Source organism: Ruegeria sp. HKCCD7221 (assembly GCF_013031225.1).
Lineage (GTDB): Bacteria > Pseudomonadota > Alphaproteobacteria > Rhodobacterales > Rhodobacteraceae > Ruegeria.
In genome coordinates this window covers 268,931-293,124 of sequence record NZ_WPZE01000005.1, presented here as the reverse complement: position 1 = coordinate 293,124, position 24,194 = coordinate 268,931, and the positions used below count along the sequence as shown (strand labels likewise).

Annotated in this window: 24 protein-coding genes; 17 read left to right on the top strand and 7 right to left on the bottom strand. The window is 55.6% G+C overall.

Translation table 11 applies throughout. The annotated features are described in order from the left end of the window. Window positions 1–52: 52 nt before the first annotated feature. Together GOX73_RS14590 and GOX73_RS14585 are read right to left on the bottom strand one after the other, a co-directional pair. A complete protein-coding gene (locus GOX73_RS14590) occupies window positions 53–940 on the bottom strand; it encodes an FAD:protein FMN transferase (protein ID WP_171123169.1) in 888 nt (295 codons plus the stop codon). Continuing rightward, complete coding sequence (locus GOX73_RS14585; RefSeq protein WP_171123171.1) at window positions 940–3,003, bottom strand: 4Fe-4S binding protein; 2,064 nt, start codon at window positions 3,001–3,003, stop codon at window positions 940–942. Before GOX73_RS14585 ends, GOX73_RS14590 begins: the two co-directional genes overlap by 1 nt. Window positions 3,004–3,201: 198 nt before the next feature. Here GOX73_RS14585 and pqqA point away from each other — a divergent pair, with 198 nt between their 5' ends. The 5 genes from pqqA to pqqE are packed head-to-tail and all read left to right on the top strand — an operon-like array spanning window position 3,202 to window position 6,308. Further along, complete coding sequence (pqqA, locus tag GOX73_RS14580) at window positions 3,202–3,309, top strand: pyrroloquinoline quinone precursor peptide PqqA (RefSeq protein WP_170537497.1); 108 nt, start codon at window positions 3,202–3,204, stop codon at window positions 3,307–3,309. Between the two features lie 26 nt (window positions 3,310–3,335). Then, a complete protein-coding gene (pqqB, locus tag GOX73_RS14575) occupies window positions 3,336–4,223 on the top strand; it encodes a pyrroloquinoline quinone biosynthesis protein PqqB (protein ID WP_171123173.1) in 888 nt (295 codons plus the stop codon). Continuing rightward, the gene (gene pqqC, locus GOX73_RS14570; RefSeq protein ID WP_171123175.1) at window positions 4,220–4,948 is read left to right on the top strand and encodes a pyrroloquinoline-quinone synthase PqqC; all 729 of its coding nucleotides are present in this window, start codon (window positions 4,220–4,222) and stop codon (window positions 4,946–4,948) included. Before pqqB ends, pqqC begins: the two co-directional genes overlap by 4 nt. Then, window positions 4,945–5,232, top strand: coding sequence for a pyrroloquinoline quinone biosynthesis peptide chaperone PqqD (pqqD, locus tag GOX73_RS14565; RefSeq protein ID WP_171123177.1), 288 nt, complete (start codon window positions 4,945–4,947; stop codon window positions 5,230–5,232). Before pqqC ends, pqqD begins: the two co-directional genes overlap by 4 nt. Beyond that, window positions 5,229–6,308 (top strand): pyrroloquinoline quinone biosynthesis protein PqqE, encoded by a 1,080-nt coding sequence (gene pqqE, locus GOX73_RS14560; protein ID WP_171123179.1) that lies wholly within the window; start codon window positions 5,229–5,231, stop codon window positions 6,306–6,308. The genes pqqD and pqqE overlap by 4 nt, the downstream gene beginning before the upstream one ends. Before the next feature lie 42 nt (window positions 6,309–6,350). Here the strand turns inward: pqqE and GOX73_RS14555 are convergent, their stop codons facing one another. Beyond that, on the bottom strand, window positions 6,351–7,589 hold the full coding sequence (locus tag GOX73_RS14555; protein ID WP_171123181.1) for a tetratricopeptide repeat protein: 1,239 nt from the start codon (window positions 7,587–7,589) through the stop codon (window positions 6,351–6,353). Between the two features lie 259 nt (window positions 7,590–7,848). Between GOX73_RS14555 and gntH the strand changes: the two genes are divergently transcribed. Genes gntH through GOX73_RS14540 form a run of 3 tightly spaced genes read left to right on the top strand, consistent with a single transcriptional unit; the run spans window position 7,849 to window position 12,488 of the window. Further along, window positions 7,849–9,492, top strand: a complete 1,644-nt coding sequence (gntH, locus tag GOX73_RS14550) for a guanitoxin biosynthesis MBL fold metallo-hydrolase GntH (protein ID WP_171134988.1) — start codon at window positions 7,849–7,851, stop codon at window positions 9,490–9,492. Then, complete coding sequence (locus GOX73_RS14545) at window positions 9,443–11,221, top strand: hypothetical protein (protein ID WP_171134987.1); 1,779 nt, start codon at window positions 9,443–9,445, stop codon at window positions 11,219–11,221. Before gntH ends, GOX73_RS14545 begins: the two co-directional genes overlap by 50 nt. Before the next feature lie 4 nt (window positions 11,222–11,225). Beyond that, entirely contained in the window at window positions 11,226–12,488 is a 1,263-nt protein-coding gene (locus tag GOX73_RS14540; RefSeq protein WP_171123187.1) for a HupE/UreJ family protein, read from the top strand. Window positions 12,489–12,490: 2 nt separating this feature from the next. Here the strand turns inward: GOX73_RS14540 and GOX73_RS14535 are convergent, their stop codons facing one another. Further along, the gene (locus GOX73_RS14535; RefSeq protein WP_171123189.1) at window positions 12,491–13,339 is read right to left on the bottom strand and encodes a Rossmann-like and DUF2520 domain-containing protein; all 849 of its coding nucleotides are present in this window, start codon (window positions 13,337–13,339) and stop codon (window positions 12,491–12,493) included. A 210-nt stretch (window positions 13,340–13,549) separates the two neighbouring features. On the opposite strand from GOX73_RS14535, the gene paaA reads away from it, so the two are divergent. Genes paaA through GOX73_RS14510 form a run of 5 tightly spaced genes read left to right on the top strand, consistent with a single transcriptional unit; the run spans window position 13,550 to window position 17,153 of the window. Further along, the gene (gene paaA, locus GOX73_RS14530) at window positions 13,550–14,545 is read left to right on the top strand and encodes a 1,2-phenylacetyl-CoA epoxidase subunit PaaA (protein ID WP_171123191.1); all 996 of its coding nucleotides are present in this window, start codon (window positions 13,550–13,552) and stop codon (window positions 14,543–14,545) included. 4 nt (window positions 14,546–14,549) lie between these two features. Then, window positions 14,550–14,840 (top strand): 1,2-phenylacetyl-CoA epoxidase subunit PaaB, encoded by a 291-nt coding sequence (gene paaB, locus GOX73_RS14525; protein WP_171123193.1) that lies wholly within the window; start codon window positions 14,550–14,552, stop codon window positions 14,838–14,840. Then, window positions 14,840–15,610: a 1,2-phenylacetyl-CoA epoxidase subunit PaaC gene (gene paaC / locus GOX73_RS14520; protein ID WP_171134986.1), complete on the top strand. Its 771-nt coding sequence runs from the start codon at window positions 14,840–14,842 to the stop codon at window positions 15,608–15,610. Before paaB ends, paaC begins: the two co-directional genes overlap by 1 nt. 5 nt (window positions 15,611–15,615) lie before the next feature. Beyond that, a complete protein-coding gene (gene paaD, locus GOX73_RS14515; RefSeq protein WP_171123197.1) occupies window positions 15,616–16,074 on the top strand; it encodes a 1,2-phenylacetyl-CoA epoxidase subunit PaaD in 459 nt (152 codons plus the stop codon). 11 nt (window positions 16,075–16,085) lie between these two features. Next, complete coding sequence (locus tag GOX73_RS14510; protein ID WP_171123200.1) at window positions 16,086–17,153, top strand: ferredoxin--NADP reductase; 1,068 nt, start codon at window positions 16,086–16,088, stop codon at window positions 17,151–17,153. Here the strand turns inward: GOX73_RS14510 and GOX73_RS14505 are convergent. Genes GOX73_RS14505 through paaI form a run of 3 tightly spaced genes read right to left on the bottom strand, consistent with a single transcriptional unit; the run spans window position 17,150 to window position 19,510 of the window. Then, window positions 17,150–17,758: a TetR/AcrR family transcriptional regulator gene (locus GOX73_RS14505; RefSeq protein WP_171123202.1), complete on the bottom strand. Its 609-nt coding sequence runs from the start codon at window positions 17,756–17,758 to the stop codon at window positions 17,150–17,152. The two genes, GOX73_RS14510 and GOX73_RS14505, sit on opposite strands and share 4 nt — an antisense overlap. Window positions 17,759–17,762: 4 nt before the next feature. After that, on the bottom strand, window positions 17,763–19,073 hold the full coding sequence (gene paaK, locus GOX73_RS14500; RefSeq protein WP_171134985.1) for a phenylacetate--CoA ligase PaaK: 1,311 nt from the start codon (window positions 19,071–19,073) through the stop codon (window positions 17,763–17,765). Window positions 19,074–19,084: 11 nt separating this feature from the next. Continuing rightward, entirely contained in the window at window positions 19,085–19,510 is a 426-nt protein-coding gene (gene paaI, locus GOX73_RS14495; protein WP_171123205.1) for a hydroxyphenylacetyl-CoA thioesterase PaaI, read from the bottom strand. A 187-nt stretch (window positions 19,511–19,697) separates the two neighbouring features. On the opposite strand from paaI, the gene paaZ reads away from it, so the two are divergent. From paaZ to GOX73_RS14475, 4 genes are all read left to right on the top strand, one after another. Continuing rightward, window positions 19,698–21,743 (top strand): phenylacetic acid degradation bifunctional protein PaaZ, encoded by a 2,046-nt coding sequence (gene paaZ, locus GOX73_RS14490; RefSeq protein ID WP_171123207.1) that lies wholly within the window; start codon window positions 19,698–19,700, stop codon window positions 21,741–21,743. Between the two features lie 81 nt (window positions 21,744–21,824). Continuing rightward, on the top strand, window positions 21,825–22,562 hold the full coding sequence (locus GOX73_RS14485) for a hypothetical protein (RefSeq protein WP_171123209.1): 738 nt from the start codon (window positions 21,825–21,827) through the stop codon (window positions 22,560–22,562). Window positions 22,563–22,674: 112 nt separating this feature from the next. After that, on the top strand, window positions 22,675–23,688 hold the full coding sequence (locus GOX73_RS14480; RefSeq protein ID WP_171123211.1) for a TRAP transporter substrate-binding protein: 1,014 nt from the start codon (window positions 22,675–22,677) through the stop codon (window positions 23,686–23,688). Then, the gene (locus GOX73_RS14475; RefSeq protein ID WP_171123213.1) at window positions 23,685–24,191 is read left to right on the top strand and encodes a TRAP transporter small permease; all 507 of its coding nucleotides are present in this window, start codon (window positions 23,685–23,687) and stop codon (window positions 24,189–24,191) included. Before GOX73_RS14480 ends, GOX73_RS14475 begins: the two co-directional genes overlap by 4 nt. The last annotated feature ends 3 nt before the right edge of the window (window positions 24,192–24,194 follow it).

The window sequence follows — 24,194 nt, the reverse complement described above, 5'->3', positions numbered from 1 at the left end:
CGCCTGCTCGTAACACACCAATAAACCAAGGCCCGGAAACAAAGGGCCTTGGTTACACGGTCAAATATCTGACCCTACCGTCAGGAAGCACGCAATAGGCGGACGGGTATCCGTTTGTTTTCGCAAGTGTCCGTTCGATTTCATCCACACTCAGGTAACAAAACGCTGTGGACAGTGCATCGGCGGTTGTTGCATTCGAAGCTTCAACGCTGACCGTCGACCACACCGGCGCTCCGTGATTTCTGGGATCAAGAATATGGGTGTGCTCTGCGCTCAACCTCATCGCTTGCGGGCTGGATGTTGCGATCGCTCTGTCCTTCAGTTGGACAGTCTGAACGATGCCATGACGAGGGTCGGAAATACCCAAAGTCCATACCTTACCACCGGCGTGAAACTCTCCGACATTGACCAGAACTTTGGTCCAGCCTGACTGTTTGAGGGCACCGGCAACCATATCTGTCGCATAGCCCTGCGCGATGCCGTTCAGTGTCAATTTCTGACCACGGCCAAGAATAATTCTGTCTGGAGAAATCTTCACACGGTCCCAGCCAATTAAGCCTTTTGCCGCGTCAAGATCTCTGCCCTTGGCCAATGCTTCCCACAACGGTTGAACCGTTGGATCAAATTGGCCACCTGTCAAAATGTACGCCTCTTGGCAGGCCAGAAGTAGCTGAAGAAATTGCGGTGATGGGTTGCGCAGGCTGCCTTGGCTGTTCAACTGCGACAAGGCTGAACTGGGGCGATACAGGCTGAATTGGTCCTCACAATCTTGCAGCAACGCGGTCACTTTTTCTATGGCTGCGGCGGCAGTGCTGGGGTCTCCCTCAAAGGTCAGGCTGACTTCGGCACCCAAGGCGTATCCGCGCCAGGTCGTTGTCTGAGCGCCAGCGGGGGCGGCAATTGCAGCGGCAGAGATTGCTAGAAAACGGCGGCGTTTCATCACTTGGCAGCAACCTTTCGTTCCTGACGGCGGGCGGCAATGATCAATGGGACGCAACGCTGACGGTCGTCGTGAATTGCGACGCAGTCCAAACATTGGAAGCATTCGTTGTACTGGATTTCCCCAGTCTTTTTGATTGCACCATATTTACACTTTACCCGGCAAAGTTGGCATGGCGAACCACATTCAGCCTTGCGGTCGATCCAATCGCGTCCGCGTATAAGCCCTCCGATTGCCAAAAACGCGCCCAACGGGCAGACATAGCGGCAAAACCCTTTGAACATGACCATGCCTAGGAACAGCCAAAAGGCGGCATAAGCGAAGTAGTACCATTCGCGCACGAAGAAAGTGGTGATAGCGGTTTTGAAAGGTTCCACCTCGGCGGCTTTGTCGATCTGATCGGGGATCGTAAAAACGACAACGACAAGACCCGCGAGCACCACGTATTTCAACCATTTCAAACGCTGGTCCCACTTGTCGGACGGTTCTATTTGCGGAATCCGCAAAGCCCTTCCTACATGGTGCGCAAATTCCTGCAGCGCGCCAAATGGGCAGAGCCAGCCGCAAAACAGCCCCCTGCCCCACGCGACAAGACCAACAATCGAAACCGCCCAAATCAGGAGCGAAAAGGGATCATAGAGAAGAAACGCAAAGCTGCCTCCCTCAAGTGCGGCGCGAAGGGTGCCGAGAACCGTCACGATTGACAATTGCCCCTGACCCCACCACCCGACAAATCCAACGACAACAGCCAGAATGCCAAGGCGGTACGGAGTGAACATTGGCTGGGCGGCAAATGAATTCATTCGGAATCCAAGCGTGGACACCAGCCCAACCAAAAATACCGACAGGATAATCATGTCGGATTGGCGGCTTCTCAGAGCTTCCAACCACGGGGGTGCAGGTTTGATCTGAACGGGTCGGGAAAAGAAACGATCAGGGGTTGAGTGTGAGATTTCGAGTGTTACCGACCCGGTTTCCGGCTGGAACATGCCATGTTCCCGCACGGCCAATACCTTTAGAATCCAGTCCCGCGAAGGATCAAAACCCAATCGCCGGTCTGTCCGCAGGATCATGGCAGTGCCATCTGGCGCGCCATCTGCCAGTTCAACAAGCAGGTCGGCATCGCGCAGGGCCACAGGCAATCCATCCTGTTCGGCTGAAATCCAATCAAGCGCTGTGTTTCGAACGAATTCATCACTAACAAGGCCGTGTCGGGCGGTTTCGATCAGAAGGATCGGCTCATCATTGTCCGAAATCTCCATAAAACCCTGCAGTTCTTCGAAACTGCCGGTCGAAAGCGCAGCACGGGCAATTGATTTAGGCCCCAAGTCCACGATCCACAGGTCGAGATACGGCTCATCCGGGTAATCCCGTGCCTCGGGGTCGTCATCTTCCCACAAAGTGCCAGCAAAAAGTGCGTCCACTTCGGAATTTGACAGCGTTTTGTGGGTTGCGATCCCGGTGGCGATCAAGTCATCCCAAGTCAGGTTTTCGTCATGATCCGGGTTCGGGAAGGCGGGCGGTGACGTCGCCAAGCCCTGCATCTTTTCCCGCGCCACCGCAAGAGCAGCGCCCATGACCGATTCATGCGCGATGCGGACACTGGCAGTGGCCTTGGTAACGCCGTCGAGGTAAACAAGCTGTGATCCCGATGCGGCGTCGCCGTACTGTGTGCCGACTACGATTGAGTCCGAGATCGAATGTCCCCCATACTGCTCAAAGAACTTGTGAAAGGGCGCTTGTCCCAAACCTGAGACAAAGATCGGTTCATTATGCTCAATCAGTTGGACGTCCATGAACCGCCCTTCCAGGTCCAATACGACCAACATGTTGATCGGCGCTCCGGAAAAACCCGGCAAGGGCGCTAAGGGCTCAGTTTCAAAAACAAATCCGGCCTCGATACCGCCCGAATTCAGGAGCGCGTAGACCCCTTTGTCGTTCAGGGCGTCCCCAAGGGAAAACGGCGCACGAATAAAGTCCTCGAGTTTTTCCCGCGGCAGCGGCTCAGCCGCAGCCATCAGGCTGCCGAATAGCAGGATAATCATTGCAACCAGCGTGCGCATGGGCTGAACACTATATTTCCCATCACACGCAGGACATTCGACGAAAGTCCTAAAACGCAGTTTGCCTATCTCGGGCCATTGACGATGCGCGTAATGGATCAGACAATGAGATTACAGTCTTACGACCAAAGCAGCATTTTCCCGATAAGGTGCCGGTTGTAGGTTTTTTGCTGTAGTCACCCAGCTGTGGAGGAATCAATGACCTGGAGCACGCCTAAACTGAAGGAAGTGAATTGCGGCATGGAGATCAATATGTATTCTCCGTCCGAGGACGAAGGCCGCGAGCACGAGCGCGACCTGTTCTAATCACTTAAGCTCAGCGGAGGCCCGAGGTGCGATTTTTGGTTCTTGGGGCTTCTGCTGGTGGCGGACTGCCGCAATGGAATTGCGGCTGCCGGAATTGCCGGGACGCACGTAGCGGGGTTATCCCTCCATCGGGTCAGTCCTCATTGGCTGTGTCACCTGACGGTGAAAACTGGAGCATTCTGAACGCGTCACCAGACATCCGGCAGCAGATGCTGGACAATCCTCAACTGCATCCCCGATCAATTCGCGACACACCTGTTGCGTCGGTTCTGCTGACGAATGGGGACATCGACCACATTGCGGGCCTTCTCAGCCTGCGCGAGCAGACACCGTTTTCGCTGTTTGCCACCGGAGATATTCTTGATGTTCTGGCAGCAAACAAAATTTTTGACGCCGTGAACCGAGAAAAAGTAACACGTTCCCGCATCGCCTTGGACAAAGACTTTGCCCTACAGGATGGTCTGCAGGCACGGTTGTTCGCTGTTCCGGGAAAGGTTCCCTTGTTCATGGAAAGCGAGGCCGTAGACACCAACCTGATGGGCGAACAAACCGTTGGAGTGCGCCTTTCGACTGGTACCAGAGTGGCTTATTACATTCCCGGCTGCGCACGGGTAACGCCAAAGCTGCTGGATCAGCTTCGTGACGCGGATCAGCTCTTCTTTGACGGAACATTGTATGAAGACGACGAGATGATCCGTACGAGCACCGGGGTGAAAACAGGTCGGCGTATGGGTCATATCTCGGTCAACGGGCCTGAGGGGTCGATCGCGCAACTGGCCGGAGTAACGGCTGCCAAGACGTTCATCCATATCAATAATACAAACCCGATGTTGCAACCAAACAGCCCCGAGCGCGCTGCTGTTGAAAAGGCTGGCTGGTCAATCGCGTTTGATGGGCAGGAGATCGCAATATGAGCCGAGAGACCTTGGAAGCCCGTCTGCGGCAGATCGGACAAGAACGGTATCACGACAAACACCCCTTTCATCACCGTCTTCACAGCGGGCAGTGTTCACCGGATCAAGTGCGCGCCTGGGTGATCAATCGCTGGGCATATCAAGCCGCAATCCCTTTGAAAGACGCAGCTTTCATGTCGCGTTGCGCGGACCCGGACATTCGCCGTGAATGGCGCTCGCGCATCGAAGATCATGACGGCGGCGTTGAAGAAGGTGGCGGCATCCGACGTTGGTTGAAACTGGCCGAAGCCGTGGGGCTGGACCCCGACTACGTTGCATCGGGCCGTGGAGTGCTGCCCGCAACTCAGTTCGCTGTCGATGCCTATGTCCATTATGTTCGTGAACGCCCGATGCTTCAGGCCGTCGCGTCATCTCTGACCGAGTTGTTTGCGCCCAAAATCCACGAGCAACGGATCGAAGGACTGTTAGCTCATTATGATTTCGCAAACGCGGATAGCCTGTCTTATTTCCGTAAGCGCCTGACTCAGGCACCCAAAGACGTGGCCTTTGGCCTCAACTGGGTGTTGGATCATGCGGATACAGCCGAAAAAGAGGATATGGCCTGCGACGCGCTGATATTCAAAACCAACGTGCTTTGGGCCCAGTTAGACGCGTTGTGGTCAGCTTATGTCACGCCGGGCGCGGTCCCTCCCGGCGCATGGAAGCCCGGAGAAGGCATGGCATGACCCTGGCGCTGCGCAAAACCGACCGTCCTTACCTGCCCCGCGGGGTCCGCGTACAACGCGACGAGAAACGCAACCGAACCGTTTTGATGGCGCCCGAAAAAGTCATCGAGCTGGACGATATCGGAGTTGCGATCCTGTCACGGATCGACGGCATGACCAGACTTGAAGACTTGGTTCAGGATTTGGCCACCACCTACAACGCGCCAGCCGAACAGGTAGAACCTGATGTCCAGCGATTTCTGCAAGCCTTGCGCGGCCGGCTTTACGTAATGGTGAAGGAATGACCCCATCTGCGCCAATAGCCCTGCTTGCAGAGCTGACACATCGCTGTCCGCTTAGTTGTCCCTATTGCAGCAACCCGGTCGAGTTGGAGCGTAAAGAGACCGAACTGGACACGGAAACGTGGAAAGAGGTCCTGGGACAAGCGCGCGACCTTGGTGTTTTGCAAGTGCATCTGTCCGGCGGAGAGCCTGCTTCGCGCCGCGACCTCGAAGAACTTACGGAACACTCGGCTGGGCTTGGACTTTATACTAACCTGATCACATCAGGCATTGGATTGACACCCAAGCGTCTGGACAATCTGGAAGCCGCAGGACTGGATCACATCCAATTGTCGCTTCAGGGCACAAACGCCAACCTTGCAGATTTTATCGGCGGGTATCGCGGTGGGTTCGATCGCAAAATGAGCGTTGCCAAAGACATCCGGGAAAGGGGCATTCCGCTCACGCTGAACGCGGTAATGCACCGGAAGAATCTGGATGATCTGGACCGAACCATTGAAATGGCCGTCGAACTTGGCGCGCGACGGCTCGAAGTTGCCTGTGTCCAGTTTCACGGCTGGGCGCTGCAGAACCGCGCCGCCCTGCTGCCGACTCGGGAACAGACCCAGGCTGTGAAGGAAACAGTGGCCCAGGCCGCCCGTCGGTTACAGGGGGTTCTGGCCTTTGATTTCGTCCCGCCAGATTACTATTCCGATTTTCCCAAGGCGTGCATGGGTGGGTGGGGATCAACCGGTTTGAACATTACGCCCAACGGTACGGTACTGCCCTGCCACGCAGCCCAGACACTGACCCATCTCAGGTTTGAAAACGTCCGCGACACCGGGCTTGAAGATATCTGGTACAAAAGCCAAGCCTTCAACGCCTATCGCGGAACAGATTGGATGCCCGAACCTTGTCAGAGCTGCGACCGAAAAGATCTGGATTTTGGCGGCTGTCGGTGTCAAGCCCTTGCATTGGCTGGCGACGCCGGAGCAACGGATCCCATATGCAGGAAATCGCCACTTCACGCGAAAGTCACTGAGATTTTGCATCAGGAACCAAACGCGCAGGAAAGCGACCTAGTTTACCGAAGACTTTGACCCTTGATAATTGGCGGGCCTTTATTGCGACGCCGCTGTTTCTTACGACGGTCCAGTCCACCCTAATGCGACCAGCCTATCAATGACCGCCGCTGCATGTGCGTCATTCCTGTAGATACTTTTCAACATCGCATCGACCGGCACTTCCGGCCAGGCAAGCTCCAGCTCTGCCAGTTTCGCGCGCGCCTCTGGCTTGCGTCCCAAAGCCGCTAACGAAGCGGTCACATAAGCCAATGACGGCGCGCTGAGAGGGTCGCCCAGCTCCTTCGCCTCTTCAAACCTTGCAATCGTCGTTTCAAATTCACCAAGATGAAAATGTGCCGCTCCAGAGATGTTGCGATTGGCAAACCGTTGATTGCTGGACTCCAGCAAAGACAGACGATCCGCAATTTCGACAGCTTCTTCGAAGTCACCCGAAAACAGGGCAACAGCACCCAGAAAATCCAGAATGGCGCCGTCTGCCGGGTCAAGCTGGGATGCACGCCGCCCAAGCGTCAAAGCCGTCTCATAATCCCCATTGGCAAAATAAGCCCAGCTTTTTGCCGACTGGCTCCACCCATGCTCGGGCGCCAGTTGCATCGCTTCGTTTGCGAAATCCATAGCAGCCGTCGCGTAGTCAGATTTCTCCTGCAACTCAGGGGTCAGGATGGACAGCGTCGCCAGAGTCTGTGCCGCTCCTGCGTACCCTCCGAAATAGGTTGCATCCATTTCGATGACCCGTTCAAACACCGAAAGGACCAGTATCTGTCTTTGCAAATCAAAAATCGGGAAAGTCATCACGCGGGCCTGTTGCGCAAGGTTGTAGGCCTGCAAAGCAGACGGAGACTTTTCATAAATCGCGGCGTTACGCAGCAAGTCGGGCTTTCCCACCGCAACATTTTCAGGCTTTGAACCGGAACCCCGCTCCGACGTTACAGGCAAAAAGCTGACCGCCAAGACCGCGCCCAAAAACACACCTGCGGAGAACGTCGTAAGTGGCAACCAAAATATTTTTTCTGACTTACCGGGTTCGGGCTGAATACTCTTCGTCGCAGGCTCAAATCGTGGGCGATACCCTCCTGTGTCGATGTGCAATCGAACGGGGTCAAACTTACCAACGCCCTCGTAATACAGTTCCAAAAGCTGCCGAAGTCGCCGTGCGTCTACGCGGACGACCTTTTCCGGGTCTATGCCTTCTGACGTGTCGCGGTCATAGACATCCTGCGCGACCGTCTTTCCGCGAATATCGGCCCCCCGACCTGCGATCTCTTCCTCAACCACATAGGTTAGAAAAGAACGCAACCTATCCGCGCCATCGAAATGCGTATCGTCCAACACATTGGCAAGCGCACGGCGCTTGTCTTGTTCCGAGATTCAATCTGAAGCGGCCATCACATTCAGATACTTGCAATTAATTCGACGTGAGTCACCCGGATTTTCACCGTGAGTCACTTACGCGAAGTGCCATCACAGTGCAGAATTAAAAGGGTACACCCCGCAGGTAAGCCTAACTGGTCTGCGATCCGAATTGCATTGTCATTTAATCACAAAGGGGAAATCCATGTCACGGCGCACACGTTTTTCACATCTCGGCAAACACTTTTCGATCGGGCTGGTCTTTGGCGCGTGGGCTATAGCGCCCCAGACCTTCACCAACACCATAGAGGCTTTGTTCGTACCAAATGCCGCCTATGCACAAGAAACTCAGGAGGTTTCGCCAACAATGGTGCGCGACCGCCCCCGTGACGTTTATTACCCGAACACCGAAGATCTGGCTGAAGACGAGATGCGGGTCATCGCCTGCGGCACCGGGATGCCAACCACGCGAGCAGCACAGGCTGCGGCGTGTTTCCTTGTTGAATTGGGAAACGGCGACAAGTTCCTGTTCGACATCGGATCAGGTTCAGCGGAACGAATTTCATCATTGCAAATCCCCTACAACTATTTGGACAAGGTCTTTATCGGGCACCTCCACACTGACCATTTCGGGGCCTTGCATGACCTCTTTATCGGCGGTGCATTGATGGGGCGAAACGTGCCATTGCGCGTGTGGGGGCCAAGCGGCCCAGTGGAGGAACTCGGCACGGCATATGCGTTAGAGAACATGCGCAGGATGCTGACATGGGACCTTGCAGCAAGGGCGGGAAACACAGATTTCCGGGGCTATAACCTCGAGATAAACGAGTTTGACTACACCGGTGAGAACCAGATTGTTTATGAAAGCAACGGTGTGACCATCCGTTCCTTTCCGGCAATTCACGCCATTGATGGGTCAGTTAGCTATGCATTGAAATGGAACGGTCTGAAATTTGTTTTTAGCTCTGACACGTATCCTAACAAATGGTTCAAGGAACACGCGCAAAATGCCGATCTAGCGATCCATGAGTGTTTTATTGCGGTGCCGGAATTGGTCACGAAAATGAAATTTACACCCGAATCCGCCCTTCTGGTGGGAACACAGGTTCACACGGCCCCAGAAGCCTTTGGAAAAGTCATGAGCGACATAAAACCCCGCATGGCCGTCGCCTATCACTTTTTCAATGACTTCGACACGGCCAACGGTGTCTATGGAAGAATACGCTCCACTTATGACGGACCGCTGACCCTTGCAGACGATTTCATGGTCTGGAACGTCACCAAGGATGACATCTCAGTCCGCATGGCGGTCACAGAAGAACACACATGGGCGCCGCCACTGGCCGCACCCGCACAGGCGCCCGATATGCAAGACCGTATCGATTTCTCGGAAAAAGCAGGCGTACCACAAGAGGTCATGACGTTTTCACAGTTCACTCTGGACGGGATCGACGATGTGATGATGTGCTCCGCCCAATCTACGAAGAAGCGTCAGAAGTGTTGGGGCAAACGTTCGCCTACCCCGGAGATGAGCAGTAATTCGACATCGCCGGAACCGGGTCGGGTAGGACATTGGGCTGAACCGATGGTTGCCATTCGCCGCGTGTCAGACATAAATGAAAGGTGGAACTTCGCGGCCCGAGTTGAACTGATCAGTTTCGGCCTGAACGGGGATGATCAGCGATACCTCGTTCTGGCCGGGTTTGACTGGAAAAGTTGGGAGAACACATCACTGCGCTTTGGGTATCAGTACTATGTCATCGACTTTTCGACAGATCAGCCTGACGGAGAGTTTGATTATGACGTCAGTAAAAACGGTCTTTATGCGGCTATCACTTTTCGTTTCTAAGACGCTCGCACGGTCGGTGAATTGGTGTTTTTGGGCATTGTTTTTGGCCTGCGTGTTGATCAGGCCCAAGGATAGTGCCGCAGACCTCGTATCCCCTTATGGCGGCGAGACCGCTCCCAATTTTGCAGAGCTGTTGGTCGAAGACGGCCGCGTTCGCGTCGCGCTGGAAATAGACCTAGGCGACTATCCGTTTTTTGTTGCGCCCGATGACGGAACAGGGCGCGCGCTGGCGACCCGGACGGGGCGAACCTTTGGTGTGGCGGCAGATGGCAAAACTCTGACCCCAGTGGTCCGGTCGATAGATGTTCGCCGCAGAACACCCAGACTGACCGCCGCCAGCAAAGTCATAGCTCCGCGGCCCCGAAGCGAAGACGTTGTATTTGTTGAAATGGAATTCCAATTCCAAGGCCAGCCGACACAGATCACGTTTACGCCACCACTAAATGAAAGCGGCATTCCTTTAGCCTCAATTGGTATGGTCGCCGAACATCTCGGGGTGCCCGTAACCGATTACCGATACCTGTCCCGCCCGGAAACAATGCTGCCCAACTGGGAAGACCCCTGGTTTACCACGTTTGAAAACCCGAATCTGACGCGCCATCACAAGTCCCCTCTCATGTCGTTCCTGTCGATGGAGCCCCGGGAAGTTCGCCATGAAATAATCTTTCGGCTGAAGGACTTTGAAGCATGGGCAGACCTGAATTTGGGCGCGGCGGAACGCCTTTCACCGGGTCAGGTTGCGCTGGTGAAATCGGAAGCTGCATCCTTTTTTGAACAGCACAACCCCCTGTCAATCAACGGTACAAGCGTAATGCCCCGCGACGTTCAGGTCTCGCAGATCGCGGTCGGTGCGGACGGGTTGCGCGTATTACCCGACGAGGCCGAGGCGCAACGGACAACCATGTTGATGGGCGCTGTATTGTCCTATCCAAACGCTACGCTGGCCGATCGCGTAGATATGACATGGCAACTTTTCCCCGACGGGACCGATATTATTCCGGTCACCCTAAGCGACCCTGCCGGGGCCGTCCCCTCGCAAATCTACAAATCGGACCCGACCGTGGTTTGGAACAATCATCTGACGTCTTGGGAAAACCCCATAACGCAACCCGTTGTCGTAAAGTCCGCCGGTTTGGTCTCCCTCCCGATGCTTTCGATCGGGTTTGGCTTGGCGGCCCTCATTTGCGCGGGACTCGCACTGCGCACGAACACCAGTCGAAGAACCGTTTTTGCCGTGATGCTTGGAGCCTTCACGACAGCGGCGCTGCTGACCATTCCAATCCGCAATGCCCTGCCAATGATGACCGCCGCTGCACCGGATGAAGTAACCACTCACCAAGTTGTTCAGGGACTGCTTGGCAACCTGAGCGTCGCGATGCTGGAACCCGATATAAAAGGTGTGGAAGCGGCGTTAGAGCCGTTTGTCACACCCGACAATCGCGATCAAATTCGCGATGAGCTGCGTCGAGGCCTATCCGTAAGCCTACCCTCGGGGGCTTTGGCGAAGACCGACAAGATCGTCGATCTGCGGATTGAGGGGCTGTCGTCCGGCGAAGACAGAAACTCGCACCAGATTATCGCGAATTGGACAGCACGGGTCAGCGGCGGCCATTGGGGACATCTGCATCAGCAATCCGTGCTGTTTCGCGGTTTGATGAACGTGTCGCGACATGGCGACCAATGGCATCTGGATGGCTTGACCGTCCTGAACGCGCAGAAGCAAGGATGACATAATGCGATTTGCAATACGTTTTGCGGTACTGGTTTTATCATATCTGTCTGTCGCAGGTGGGGCCTGGGCGCATTTCAACCTGAACCAGAATGTTCGCATATTTCATATCGTCCGTGACGACAGCGGACTAAATGTGATGCTGCGCACGCCGATGGCTTATGTTCTGGCGGATAAAGTTGGGCCTGCCGGGACCGACGGCCTGCCCCGCCCTGCACCTTTCACAACCAATGAATTGCAAGACGGTGTTGTCATGCACTTGGTCGATGTTGAGGCACTCAGGCGCGCGCCATTTGCCCTTGCGGATATTGTCCTCGACGAGCTTGTAATCGAGCAAGCCGATGGCAAGCTCCAAGGTCATATCGTCAATCTGAACGTCTATCCCATCGGCCAAGAGCCAGGATTTGCGACAAAAGCCGAGGCAACAGAAGCCTTGGCAGCGACTTCCATCAATATAGGCAGCGATCAGCAAGTCTACGTGGGTGATACCGTCGTTGATATATGGCTGACGTTCGGTGATGCGTCAGATGCCGCCTATGCGCTGTCGATGTTGTCCAATCCCGGTCTGGCGGGCCAGGACGAAACTGCCAACCTTATTCTGAATTATCACAACGGCGAAACGCAAACCTACCGCGCCAAGGGGTTGCTGGCCGAACCTATCGAAATCACTGGAACTGCATCCTCTGCCGCTGCGACTTTTGTCGTTGAAGGCGTCCGGCACATAATTGAGGGCATTGATCATGTTCTGTTTGTCCTGTGCATGGTAATCGGATCGCTGAACTTTAAGGCCCTGCTTGCGCGGGTGACAGGTTTCACGCTGGGCCATAGCGTGACTTTGATCATGGGGTTTTTCGGTCTGGCACCTTCGGCCCCTTGGTTCATTCCGGCCGTTGAAACAGCAATCGCCATGACCATCATACTCGCGGCCGCCGACGCCGTGTTTCAAAGATCGGGGGGCAAACACTCTTACCTTGTTGCGGCTGGCGTAACGGCTGGTGTCGGGCTTTTGCACGGGTTTGGGTTCTCGTTCATGCTTCGCGAAATTCTAAAGGTTGACGCGGACAATGTCTGGCAAAGCCTTCTGGCCTTTAATGTCGGCGTCGAGATCGGACAGTTGATGATCGTTCTGGTGACATGGCCGTTGGTCGTTATCCTCAGGCGAATGCCGACGTCCGTTTGGATCGGGGCGCGGGCTTTCATTGCCGCCTCGATTTCGGTTGTTGCATTGATCTGGGTCGTCGAGCGCTTTTCCCTGCTGATCACATAAAATCAGTCCCCTGCTGAGCGTGTTTTTCCACCTTCGCTCAGGGACTTTGCCAACGCGCTCAGATCGCTGTAAATGCGCCCAGCCACAGGATGCCAGTCACCGACATCCCGGCCTTGTGTTTCAACCACAAAATTATCACCCCTTGCCGCCGGACCTGTCAAAGCGGCCTTGGGTCCTTGCGCGCAAACATTATCGCACGTCCCACGAAGCAGCGTTTCGTTCAACTGTTGGGCGACGTCATCCGGAACACCGGCTGCGTCCCATGCTTCACGTGCAATTGCTTGCAAAACGACCGTGAAGTTGTTCGAAATGACCGCCGCTGCGTGGTACAGGCTTTTGCCTTCTGACTTAATTGGAAAGCACTTGGCACCAAGCGCTTCGAACATAGTTGTGGCCACTTCCGTCGCTTCTGGATCACCTTCAACACCGCAAAGCACCCCATTGAACTGACGCGCGGCGGTCAGAGGATCGGCAAAAGACAGAACCGGGTGAACACTGGCCAGCCGCCAGTTCAAGGATCGCAGTGGTGCCATCTGATCGGCAGGAAAGAATCCGCTGCAATGCAAGGCCACCGAAGGCGTCGGGCTGGCTGAATAAGCCTCGGCAATCTGCTCGGCAACGCGATGAATCTGAGTATCCGGTACGGTCAGCATCCAAACATCCGCCGCACGCAACTCAGCAAAATTATCAACGGCCCTGCCCTGACCGATCAGCTCAACAAAATCCTGCGCAGATTGCATACGCGCATTCAAAACATCCTGAAGAATATAGCCGTCTTTGCCCTGCAGAAGCCGAGCAATCGTTTGACCCACCCGCCCGGCACCAATGATATTCACCTTTGAACTGTGCATGCCGGTCACCTCCTGTTCTGGTCGGATATTTTATTGATTAGGCGTGGAAATATCTCAAGCAAACTCGCGGAAAATTTAATGTTACAAAAATATTGTAACTTTAGTATTTCCGTAACATAATAGGGCCGACAAGACCCAATTCTGATCCAAAAACAGGATCAAACGCGGCCTCCGCATATGCGGGTTTTTGCGTTTGAGGAGGACGCAAGCATGTATGCACAGATGGTCAAGTCCACCGGTAAGGGCGTTCAATCCCGGGACGACATGAGCCCCGAGGACAAAGCCTTTCAGGATCGTATCGACCGGGGGGAAAAGATTGAGCCAAAGGACTATATGCCCGAGGCCTATCGCATGACGCTGATCCGGCAGATCGGTCAGCACGCCCATTCCGAAATCGTCGGCCAACTGCCCGAGGGCAATTGGATCACCCGCGCACCCACGCTGGAGCGCAAGGCCAATCTGCTGGCCAAAGTACAGGATGAGGCGGGACACGGGCTTTACCTGTATTGTGCGGCCGAAACGCTTGGCGTCAGCCGGGACGAGTTGGTCGAAATGCTTCATTCCGAGCGGATGAAGTATTCCTCCATCTTCAACTACCCCACCCTTACATGGGCCGATATGGGCGCGGTCGGCTGGCTGGTCGATGGGGCCGCGATCATGAATCAGGTGCCGCTGCAGCGTACGTCCTATGGGCCATATGCGCGCGCAATGGTTCGCATCTGCAAGGAAGAGAGCTTTCACCAGCGTCAAGGCTATCACATCATGATAAAAATGGCGAAAGAAGGCACCACTGATCAAAAACGCATGGCACAGGATGCGTTGAACCGGTTCTGGTATCCTGCGTTGATGATGTTCGGTCCGTCGGACAAGGACAGCGTGCATTCCGCGCAATCGATGGCCTGGAAAATCAAGATAAACACCAACGATGAGTTGCGTCAAAAATTCGTTGATGAAACCGTTCCGCAGGCCGAGTTTCTGGGCCTGACGATCCCCGATGAAAACCTGCGCTGGAACGACGAGACCGGCCATTACGAATTCAGCGAACCCGACTGGGCGGAATTCTTCGATGTGATATCCGGCAACGGCCCCTGCAACGTCGAACGCCTGAGCACTCGTCGCAAGGCGTGGGATGACGGCGCGTGGGTGCGCGAGGCGATGCTGTCCCATGCGCGCAAATCCCAGAAACGCTCTCAAGCTGCGGAGTAACCCGATGACACATGAAAACGAATGGCCCCTGTGGGAGGTCTTTATCCGCGGACAGCACGGCATGAGCCACCGCCATGTCGGATCGTTGCACGCCGCAGATGCCGAGCATGCAATTCGCAACGCGCGCGATGTATACACGCGCCGCAACGAAGGCGTCAGCATCTGGGTTGTCGAAGCCGGAAAAATCACAGCCTCCAACCCCTCGGACAAAGGACCGTTATTCGATCCGGCCCGTGACAAGGTCTATCGGCACCCGACATTCTACGACATCCCGGAAGAAGTTGGAAAAATGTGATGACAGTCTCTGCTGCTGAAAGCCCTCTGTTCGAGTTCCTTCTCAGGCAGGGGGACAATGCCCTGGTGCTGGGTCATCGTACTTCGGAATGGTGCGGGGTCGCTCCGGTATTAGAAGAAGATATCGCGCTGGCGAACATGGCTCTGGATTTGATCGGCCAGACCCAGTTGTGGCTGGGATATGCCGGTGAGGTCGAAGGTGCCGGGCGAACCGCCGATGATCTGGCCTTTCTGCGCGAAGTTTACGATTATCGAAATCTTCTGATGCTCGAAGTGCCAAATGGCGACTTTGGGAGGACGCAAATGCGCCAGTTCCTGTTTGATGCCTTTCAGGTACCGTGGCTGACACGCTTGCAGGACTCGAAAAACACGCGCGTGGCCGAGATCGCAGCCAAGTGCTTGAAAGAGGCGCTATATCACCTCGACCGATCCTCTCACACGGTGATTGCTTTGGGGGATGGGACAGAAGAAAGCAACCGCCGCATGACGGACGCGCTGACGTTCCTTTGGCCTTATAGCGGAGAGGTTTTCAAGGACGATGCCACCGATAACGCCATGGCCGAAGCGGGGGTCGCGCCGTTGCCCTCGGATCTACACTCCGTCTGGCTGGAAACGGTTGAACGCGTGTTGACTGAAGCTTGCCTGACATTGCCCGAGGGAGCATTTGCCCAATCAGGTGGGCGCACCGGGTTTCGGCACACCGAGCATCTGGGACACATGCTGGCGGTTATGCAAACCCTCCAACGCTCTTACCCCGGAGCGACTTGGTAGCCGCAATGCCTGTGACCGAAGCACAGATTTGGGACTGGCTCGAAGGCGTCCCCGACCCCGAAATCCCGGTGATCTCGGTGGTCGATCTTGGGGTGATCCGGGATGTTTCCGTGTCCGGCGACGCAGTGACGGTGACCGTTACACCCACTTATTCCGGCTGCCCTGCGATGGCGGTGATATCAATGGACATAGAAACGGCTCTGGCCACAAACGGGATTGTAAATCTGCAGATCCAAACCCGTATCGCGCCACCCTGGACGACCGACTGGCTATCGGAAAAAGCCCGCACCCGGCTAGAGGAGTTCGGCATTGCTCCGCCGCAACCCGCGGGCGGTCCAACGCGGTGCCCGCACTGCAAATCCGACAGGCTTGAAAAGATCAGCCAATTCGGTTCGACCCCCTGCAAAGCGCAATGGCGCTGCCAGGACTGTCTGGAACCCTTCGACTATTTCAAATGTATCTGAGGTCTTGAGTTATGGCGACGTTTCACCCCCTGACCGTGACGGAAATCCAAAAAACGATCCGCGACGCAGTTATTGTGACCCTGAAACCCGAAAGCCCGGACAGATTTACCTTTGCACCGGGCCAATACCTGACGTTCAAGCGGGACTTTGACGGTGAGGAATTGCGGCGCTCCTACTCTATCTGCGCGGCACCACATGAAGGTGTTTTGCAGGTCGGGATCAAAAGCGTTGATGGTGGTGCCTTTTCCAACTGGGCCAACACAGAACTGCAAGTGGGCGATGTTATGACCGCAATGCCACCCATGGGTAATTTTCATGCGGCGGTGGAAACCGATGCCCCGCACTATCTGGGATTTGCAGGGGGATCGGGTATTACTCCGGTGTTGTCGATCCTGAAAACCGCCCTGTCCGAAGACCCCTCTGCCCGGTTTACACTTGTCTATGCAAATCGAACCCCAAACACGATCATGTTCCGAGAAGAGCTAGAGGATCTAAAGAATCGGTACCTGCACCGGTTGAACATCGTACATATCCTTGAAGACGACAGTCAGGAGATTGACCTGTTTCGGGGGAGGGTCGACGGTGAAAAATGCGCGGCTCTGTTTCGGCATTGGATCGACATAGGCTCTGTCTCGATGGCGTATATCTGCGGGCCGGAGCCTATGATGCTGGCGATTTCGCAATCGCTCAAGGATCACGGTTTGACAAAGGATCAGATCCGGTTCGAGTTGTTCGCCTCTTCCCAACCGGGCCGAGCCAAAACCCGCTCAACCTCAAAAGCCATTGACGATGCAGGCATCAGGGGGCGGGTTACACTGGGCGGCGTGAGCCGCAGCCTGACCATTCCAAAGGATACCAGCCTGTTGGAAGCCGCGCTTGCTGAGAACCTTGACGCGCCTCACGCCTGCAAAGCAGGGGTGTGTTCCACGTGCAAAGCACGGGTTGTAGAAGGCGAAGTCGAAATGGTGGCAAACCACGCACTGGAAGATTACGAAGTGGAAGCTGGTTTTGTTCTGACCTGTCAGTGTTTCCCAGTCTCAGACAAAGTGATGTGGGATTACGATGAGGCAGGCCACTAACTGTCGGCCTGAACCCCGGGCAGACCTGCAACAGTAAATTGCGCGATAGTTCTTGCATAACCTTCGCGATCTGATCGAGTCGCCTTTGGGTGCCACATGTAATACCAATTCAACATGCCAAAAACCGACATCGTCAATTCGCGCAACAACCTTGGCTGCGAGCTCAACTTACCGCCGCTCACCGCATCCAGAATACCACTCATCTGAGTCACCATATCCTTTTGATAGGCTTTCAGCACCGTCTGCATGGCGTCGGGCAGCAGTGAGACCCCTTCGCTCTGAATGTTGTGTTCATAATCCATCCCTTCATAAGCCAGAAGGTATTCTCGCAAGACCAGGTGCAACTGCTCTTCGGGCGGTTTGCCTTCCAATTCGACCGAAGAGACCCGGTCGTTCAACTCGGAAAGATAGGAATCCAGTATATCGAACAGCAACGCCTCTTTACTGTCGTAGTAGTGATAGATGTTGGCCTTCGATATGCCCGCGCTTTTCGCCACCTGGTTCATCGAGGCACGTGCAATCCCTTCGCGGGCAAAAACACTGGCCGCAACCGAAAGGATGCTCTGCCGTTTTTTATCGTGGTCTTTTGCGATCGTGCGCGCCACGGGCTCACTCCTTTGGTCTGTTGTCGATAACACGTCGGGCCTTGCCCTGACTGCGTTCGACAGTGCCGGGCACACCGACACTTACTGTGGTTCCGATCCCTATCGTATCTTTGATCTTCTTAGACAAGGCCCCGGCCGCGGCATCCCGTGCTGCATCAGCTGCCGCATCAGGCGCGGCTTCGACATGTACGGTCATCGCGTCCATCCGGCCCGAGCGAGTCAGTTCAATCTGGAAATACGGCGCGAGTTCGGGGGTCGCCAGAACCAGTTCTTCGATTTGGGTCGGAAAGACATTCACGCCGCGCATGATGATCATGTCATCAGAACGTCCGGTAATCTTCTCCATCCGCCGCATCGACCGCGCCGTTCCGGGCAACAGACGTGTCAGGTCGCGCGTGCGGTATCGTACCATCGGCAGCCCTTCTTTGGTTAGCGTTGTAAAGACCAACTCTCCGATCTCACCGTCTGGCAAGACCTCGCCGGTCTCGGGGTCGATGACCTCGGGGTAGAAATGATCCTCCCAGATGTGCAGGCCGTCCTTGGTCTCGACGCATTCATTAGCCACACCGGGACCCATGATTTCCGACAGGCCATAGATATCAACCGCATGCATGTCGAACTCGGCCTCGACCTCGGCTCGCATCGCGTTGGTCCAGGGCTCAGCGCCAAAAATCCCCACATCCAGCGAACTGTCCCGCGGGTCTATTCCGGCGGCATGAAACTGTTCAAGGATGTTGAGCATATAGGACGGGGTCACCATGATCGTACTGGGTTTAAAATCCTGTATCAGCATCACCTGCCGTTCTGTCATTCCGCCCGAAACAGGTACGACCGTGCAATTCAATTCCTCAGCCCCGTAATGAGCGCCAAGCCCGCCGGTGAACAGGCCATAGCCATAAGCAATATGGACGATGTCACCGGGCTTGGTTCCGCTGGCCCTCATCGACCGTGCGACCAGCTTTGCCCAGTTGTCGATATCCCCGCGCGTATACCCGACAACTGTCGGTTTGCCCGTCGTCCCTGATGATGCGTGCACACGCACGATCTGTTCACGCGGGACAGCAAAAAGGCCAAAGGGGTAGTTGGCCCGCAAGTCATCCTTGTAGGTGAATGGGAACTTCGACAGGTCCGCCAGCGATTTCAAATCATCCGGATGCACCCCTGCGGCATCGAACCTTTGCCGATAAAAGGGGACGTTTTCATATGCGTGCTTTAACGACCATTGCAGCCGTTGCAGTTGCAAGGCGCGAATTTCGTCAGTGGATGCTATTTCGATCGGGTCGAGCCTGTCTCGGGCTGGCGTCAGGTCTTTCATGGGCTCCTCCCCTATTCCTCAAAAAGCTGGCCCGGAATGGCGCGGGAGCAGCCTCGAAATTCTGCGATCACTGTGTTTTTCTGGTTGGTGACGGTGACGTCATAAATGCCGTTTCGCCCGGTCAGGCTGACTTCGCGCGCATCGGCGAAAAGCCGGTCACCCAATCGGCCCGGCGCAATGTATGAGATATTGTTGTGCTGCGCGACGGTGGACTGATTTCTGCTGTTGCAGGCAAACGCGAAGGCGCTGTCGGCCAGCATGAAGATCACACCGCCATGGCAGATACCATGTCCGTTGGTATGGTGTTTCTCGATCATCATGGACAGTGTCGCCCTGCCCTCATCGACGTCGTCAATGCGCATGCCAACCCAAGGGCTAGCGTTGTCCTCGCGCCACATGGCTTGCGCCGCACGTTCCGCGCGCTCTTTAGGCGTCATGCTTGCGGCCTTTGGAATTTAACAAACAAACGACCAATTTGCCTTTTACCCGGCCCGTGCTTCCCACCGTCATGGACACCACATTCTCCTTGATCTTCCTCCGCCCTGTACTTAAACATTTCATAAACCGACCGGTAGGTCAATTAATGAGTTGAGTCACACCGAACCCAGACGCAAGGACCGCCTCATGACTGTACAAAATGTTGAAAGCTACATCGCCGGACAGTGGATCGGATGCGACAGTTCAGCCCGCGAAATCCACTCGGCCGTAACCGGTGAGTTGATTGGAAGGGCCGGGAACACTGCGCTGGACATTGGGGCCATGTTGGACTTCGCGCGCTCAAATGGCGGGCCTGCCCTGCACGGGATGACGTTCCATGATCGTGCGCGCATGCTCAAGGCGTTGGCGACGCACTTGGGACAGCACAAACAAGCCCTTTATGACATTTCATTCGCGACGGGCGCGACGCAGAAAGATCACCTGATCGACATTGACGGCGGTATCGGCACATTGATGGTCTATGCCAGCAAAGGTCGCCGTGAAATGCCGGACGACACCATCTATTTGGATGGTGAGGTCGAACGGCTGTCCCGGCACGGCACCTTTCTGGGGCAGCATATCTGTACCTCGCTGACCGGAGTGGCCGTTCACATCAATGCCTTCAATTTCCCTGTATGGGGTATGCTGGAAAAGCTGGCCCCAACGCTTTTGGCTGGGGTTCCCGCAATCATAAAACCGGCGACGGCGACCTGCTATGTTGCCGAACGCTGTGTGAGGATCATGCTGGATAGCGGCCTGCTGCCAGAAGGTGCCATTCAGTTGATTTCCGGCGGGCTCGGAGACTTGCTGGATCATTTGGACGGGCAAGATGTCGTTAGCTTTACAGGCTCGGCTGCCACCGCGAAAACACTGCGAGGCGCGCCATGTTTCCAGGGGAAAGCAACGCGTTTCATCGCGGAACAAGACAGCCTCAACGCGTCGATCCTCGGCCCCGATGCCGTGGCAGGCACACCCGAATTTGATCTGTTCATCAAAGAAGCCACCCGCGAAATGACCACCAAGGCAGGCCAGAAATGCACCGCCATTCGCCGCATCATGGCTCCGGCTTCTCAGGTCGAGGCCGTGATTGACGCCCTAAGCAGACGGCTTGGATCGGTCGTCATTGGGGACCCTGCGGCTGAAGAAACACAAATGGGTGCCCTCGTGTCCCAGGCCCAAAGACAGGATGTTCTGGAAAAAGCCGCCCTAATCGGGCAAGAGGCGGACCGCGTTTTCGGAAACCCCGATGGCTTCGTGGTGCATGGAGCGGATCGAGACAAAGGTGCATTTGTCCCGCCGATGCTGTTTCATTGCGCGTCGCCGGACACAGCCAACCTGCTGCATTCGGTCGAGGCGTTCGGCCCCGTTTCAACCGTCATGCCCTATCGCGATCTGGAACACGCGGTCCACATGGCCAACCGGGGTGGCGGTAGCCTCGTGGCATCGGTCATCACGAACGATCCCGACGTCGCCAGAACTGTCGCCTTGGGTGCCGGGCCGTTCCACGGGCGACTGTATTTCAACAACCGGACCTCGATGAAAGAAAGCACAGGCCATGGGTCACCCCTGCCGCATATGGTGCATGGCGGGCCCGGTCGCGCGGGCGGCGGCGAAGAGATGGGCGGTATTCGCGGCGTGATGCACTACATGCAACGCACCGCCATTCAGGGCAGCCCCGACATCCTGACGGCCATTGGGCGTAAATGGGTGCCGGGTGCAAACGAAATAACCAGTCACGACCATCCGTTCACCCGCACATTCGACGCGCTTGAAATCGGGGAAACCCTGCACACCGCGGAACGTGAAATTACGCTGGACGACATCGAGAACTTTGCCCATTTCACCGGCGACACGTTTTATGCCCACATGGATGATGCAGCGGCCAAGCGGAACCCATTCTTTCCGGGCCGTGTTGCGCACGGTTATCTGCTGCTGAGCTTCGCCGCCGGTCTGTTCGTTCAACCGGACGAGGGGCCCGTTTTGGCCAATACAGGGCTGGATAACTTGCGGTTCCTCAAGCCAATTCAGGCCGGAGACAGCATTCGCGTTCGTCTGACCGTGATGCAAAAGTCGCCGCGAAATCAGGACTATGGTGAGGTCCGGTGGAAAGTCACCCTTCTTAACAGCGACGGTGATCTTGCCGCCGAATACGAGTTGCTGACCATGAACGCCTATCATCGCGATGAACCTTAGGGTTTTCTCATAGCCACATGGCGCGATGGCGTGGTAACTAAAGGGTCAACTTCCATTTAAGCGCTTTGGAAAGACCCGATTTTGACTGCCGCCGACTCCCTGATTGATGACCTGTGCAACCTTGAGCCGATCAAGACATGGTCGCTGATTGTCACGCTGTTTGGCGACCTCAGCGATCACCACATCACGGGCAAGGAACTAGGCCTGCTGATGGGACATGTCGGCGTAAGAACCGAGGCCATACGGGTCGCGCTGCACCGGCTCAGGAAAGACGGTTGGATTGTGTCGACAAAATCAGGGCGCGAGGTGACCTATAGCCTTTCGGATGTTGGTCTGGCCGAGACACGCGCCGCCTACGAAGATGTTTACAGGCAGGACGTAAAATACCCGCAAGGATGGCAGTTGCTTTTGACCAAAAGTGACTATGCCGCCCCAGACCCGGCAATTCGCATTGAAAGATCATTGCTGCTGGTGCCTGTCGAAGCTGTTCTACGCGATGGTGCGGCGCTTGGACTGCAGGCAGATACGGACCATATACCAGACTGGTTTTCAGATCGGATTGTTCCCTCTCAAACTTTGGTTCTGGCGCAAAAGCTTTGTGAAATTGCCGAGCGTCCAGGCATCAGCGATCTGCCACCCCTTTCCTTGGCTGCAGTCCGGCTGCTGCTGCTGCATTTCTGGCGCAAAATAGCTTTGCGCAATTCCAGTTGGGCTCACATTTCGATGATCCCGCAAGGACCACTTGCACGGTGCCATCATCGCGTGACCCAGGTGATGGCTGATCTGCCCAGACTGGATCCCGCTGCATTCGCCAATTGACACGACGGCGATTGTTTTTCGGAAAATCCGCGCGCCAGTATAGTTGACCGACCGGTTGGTTTATGAAACTGTAGTCCAAAGCTGCACGCAGCTTTTGTTATGGGAGGATAACATGAAACAGACGCTTGCTGCCTTTGGGCTGGGGATTTCCGCGTTGCTGGCAGGAACTGCCGCCTGGGCAGAAAAAACAATGGTGGTTTCCTCGTGGTTGCCACCCAGTCACATCGTGAACGAGATCATCTGGCCAGAGTTCATTTCACGCATCGAAGAAGCAACCGATGGCCGTGTGACCGGCGCCATCGAATATAATCTGGCCTCACCCCCGGCGCAGGCCGACCTGATCGAAGACGGTGGCGCGGATGCGGCCTGGATTTTCCACGGGTATAACCCGGGCCGCTTTGTCACCACCAAACTGATCGAAATTCCGGGTCTTGAAGGTGACTCTGCTGCTGCATCTGCGGCCCATTGGCGTGCGCACGAGCAATATCTGGCCGTGGCCAATGAACATGACGGCGTTGTTCCGGTTGCCATGATGGTCCATGCCCCAGGTATGTTGCACCTGTCCAAGGAAGTCAGCTCACTCGATGATGTCGCGGGCCTCAAAATCCGTTCGGGCGGCGGCGTTATGGGGGATGTCCTCAAAGGTCTGAATATGGCGGGCGTTCAGGTTGCCGCGCCCAAAGTCTATGAAACTGTTTCTAACGGTGTAGCTGACGGGACATTCTTTCCGGGTGACACGATTGCCATTCTACGCCTGACCGAAGTTCTACCCTACACCTATCGCGTACCGGGTGGATTCTATCGCGGCTCCTTCTCGATCATCATGAGTGAAGAGTTCCTTGAGTCTGTCGGCGAAGAGGATGCCGCAGCTATCCGCGCGGCATTGGGCGAGGATTTCTCGGCCTTCGCGGGCAAGGCCTGGGACGTCGGCAACCAAAGGGGTCTGGATGCGCAGGCTGCTTCAGGTCAGATCATTGACCTTGAAGGTGATGCAGCCGCCCCATTTGAGACACTGGTGCCGCAGATACAGGCATCAGTGCTTGAGGAAGTCTCAGGCAAAGGCGTCGACGCAGAAGCCGCGATGCAACTGATCCGGGACACCATGTCCGAATACAGCGCGAAATGAGCGCACAATCGAACCTAAAACGGGCAAGCCACTGGTTTGCCCACTTATGTCTATTGGGCAGCGGCCTTTGCCTTATGCTCGTTATGGGCCTGACAGTTGTCGAGGTTATTGGTCGCTATATCTTCAACGCACCGATTTTCGGGCGTCAGGATCTGGCGCAAATCCTGCTGGCATTGTCTATCTTCTTCGCATTTCCCGTGGTCACCCTGCGGCGTGAACAGATAGACGTCGACCTGCTTGACCACCTCTTCACACGCCGCGCTGCATTTTGGCGAAACCGTTGTATCGACGCGCTTACATCGCTTTGCTTGCTGACAATGGCAGTGTGGCTGTTCGCGCGCGCGGACAAGGCGCTTGAGCGCGGCGTAACCAGCGAGTTGCTGTTCATCCCAAAATACCCGCTCATTTATTTCATCGCACTCGTCGTGAGTTTGACCGGCGTGTTGTTGGCGATCAGTGCCATTCTCAAAATCGTACGGCCGACCGATCCTGAAGGACTCTGACCA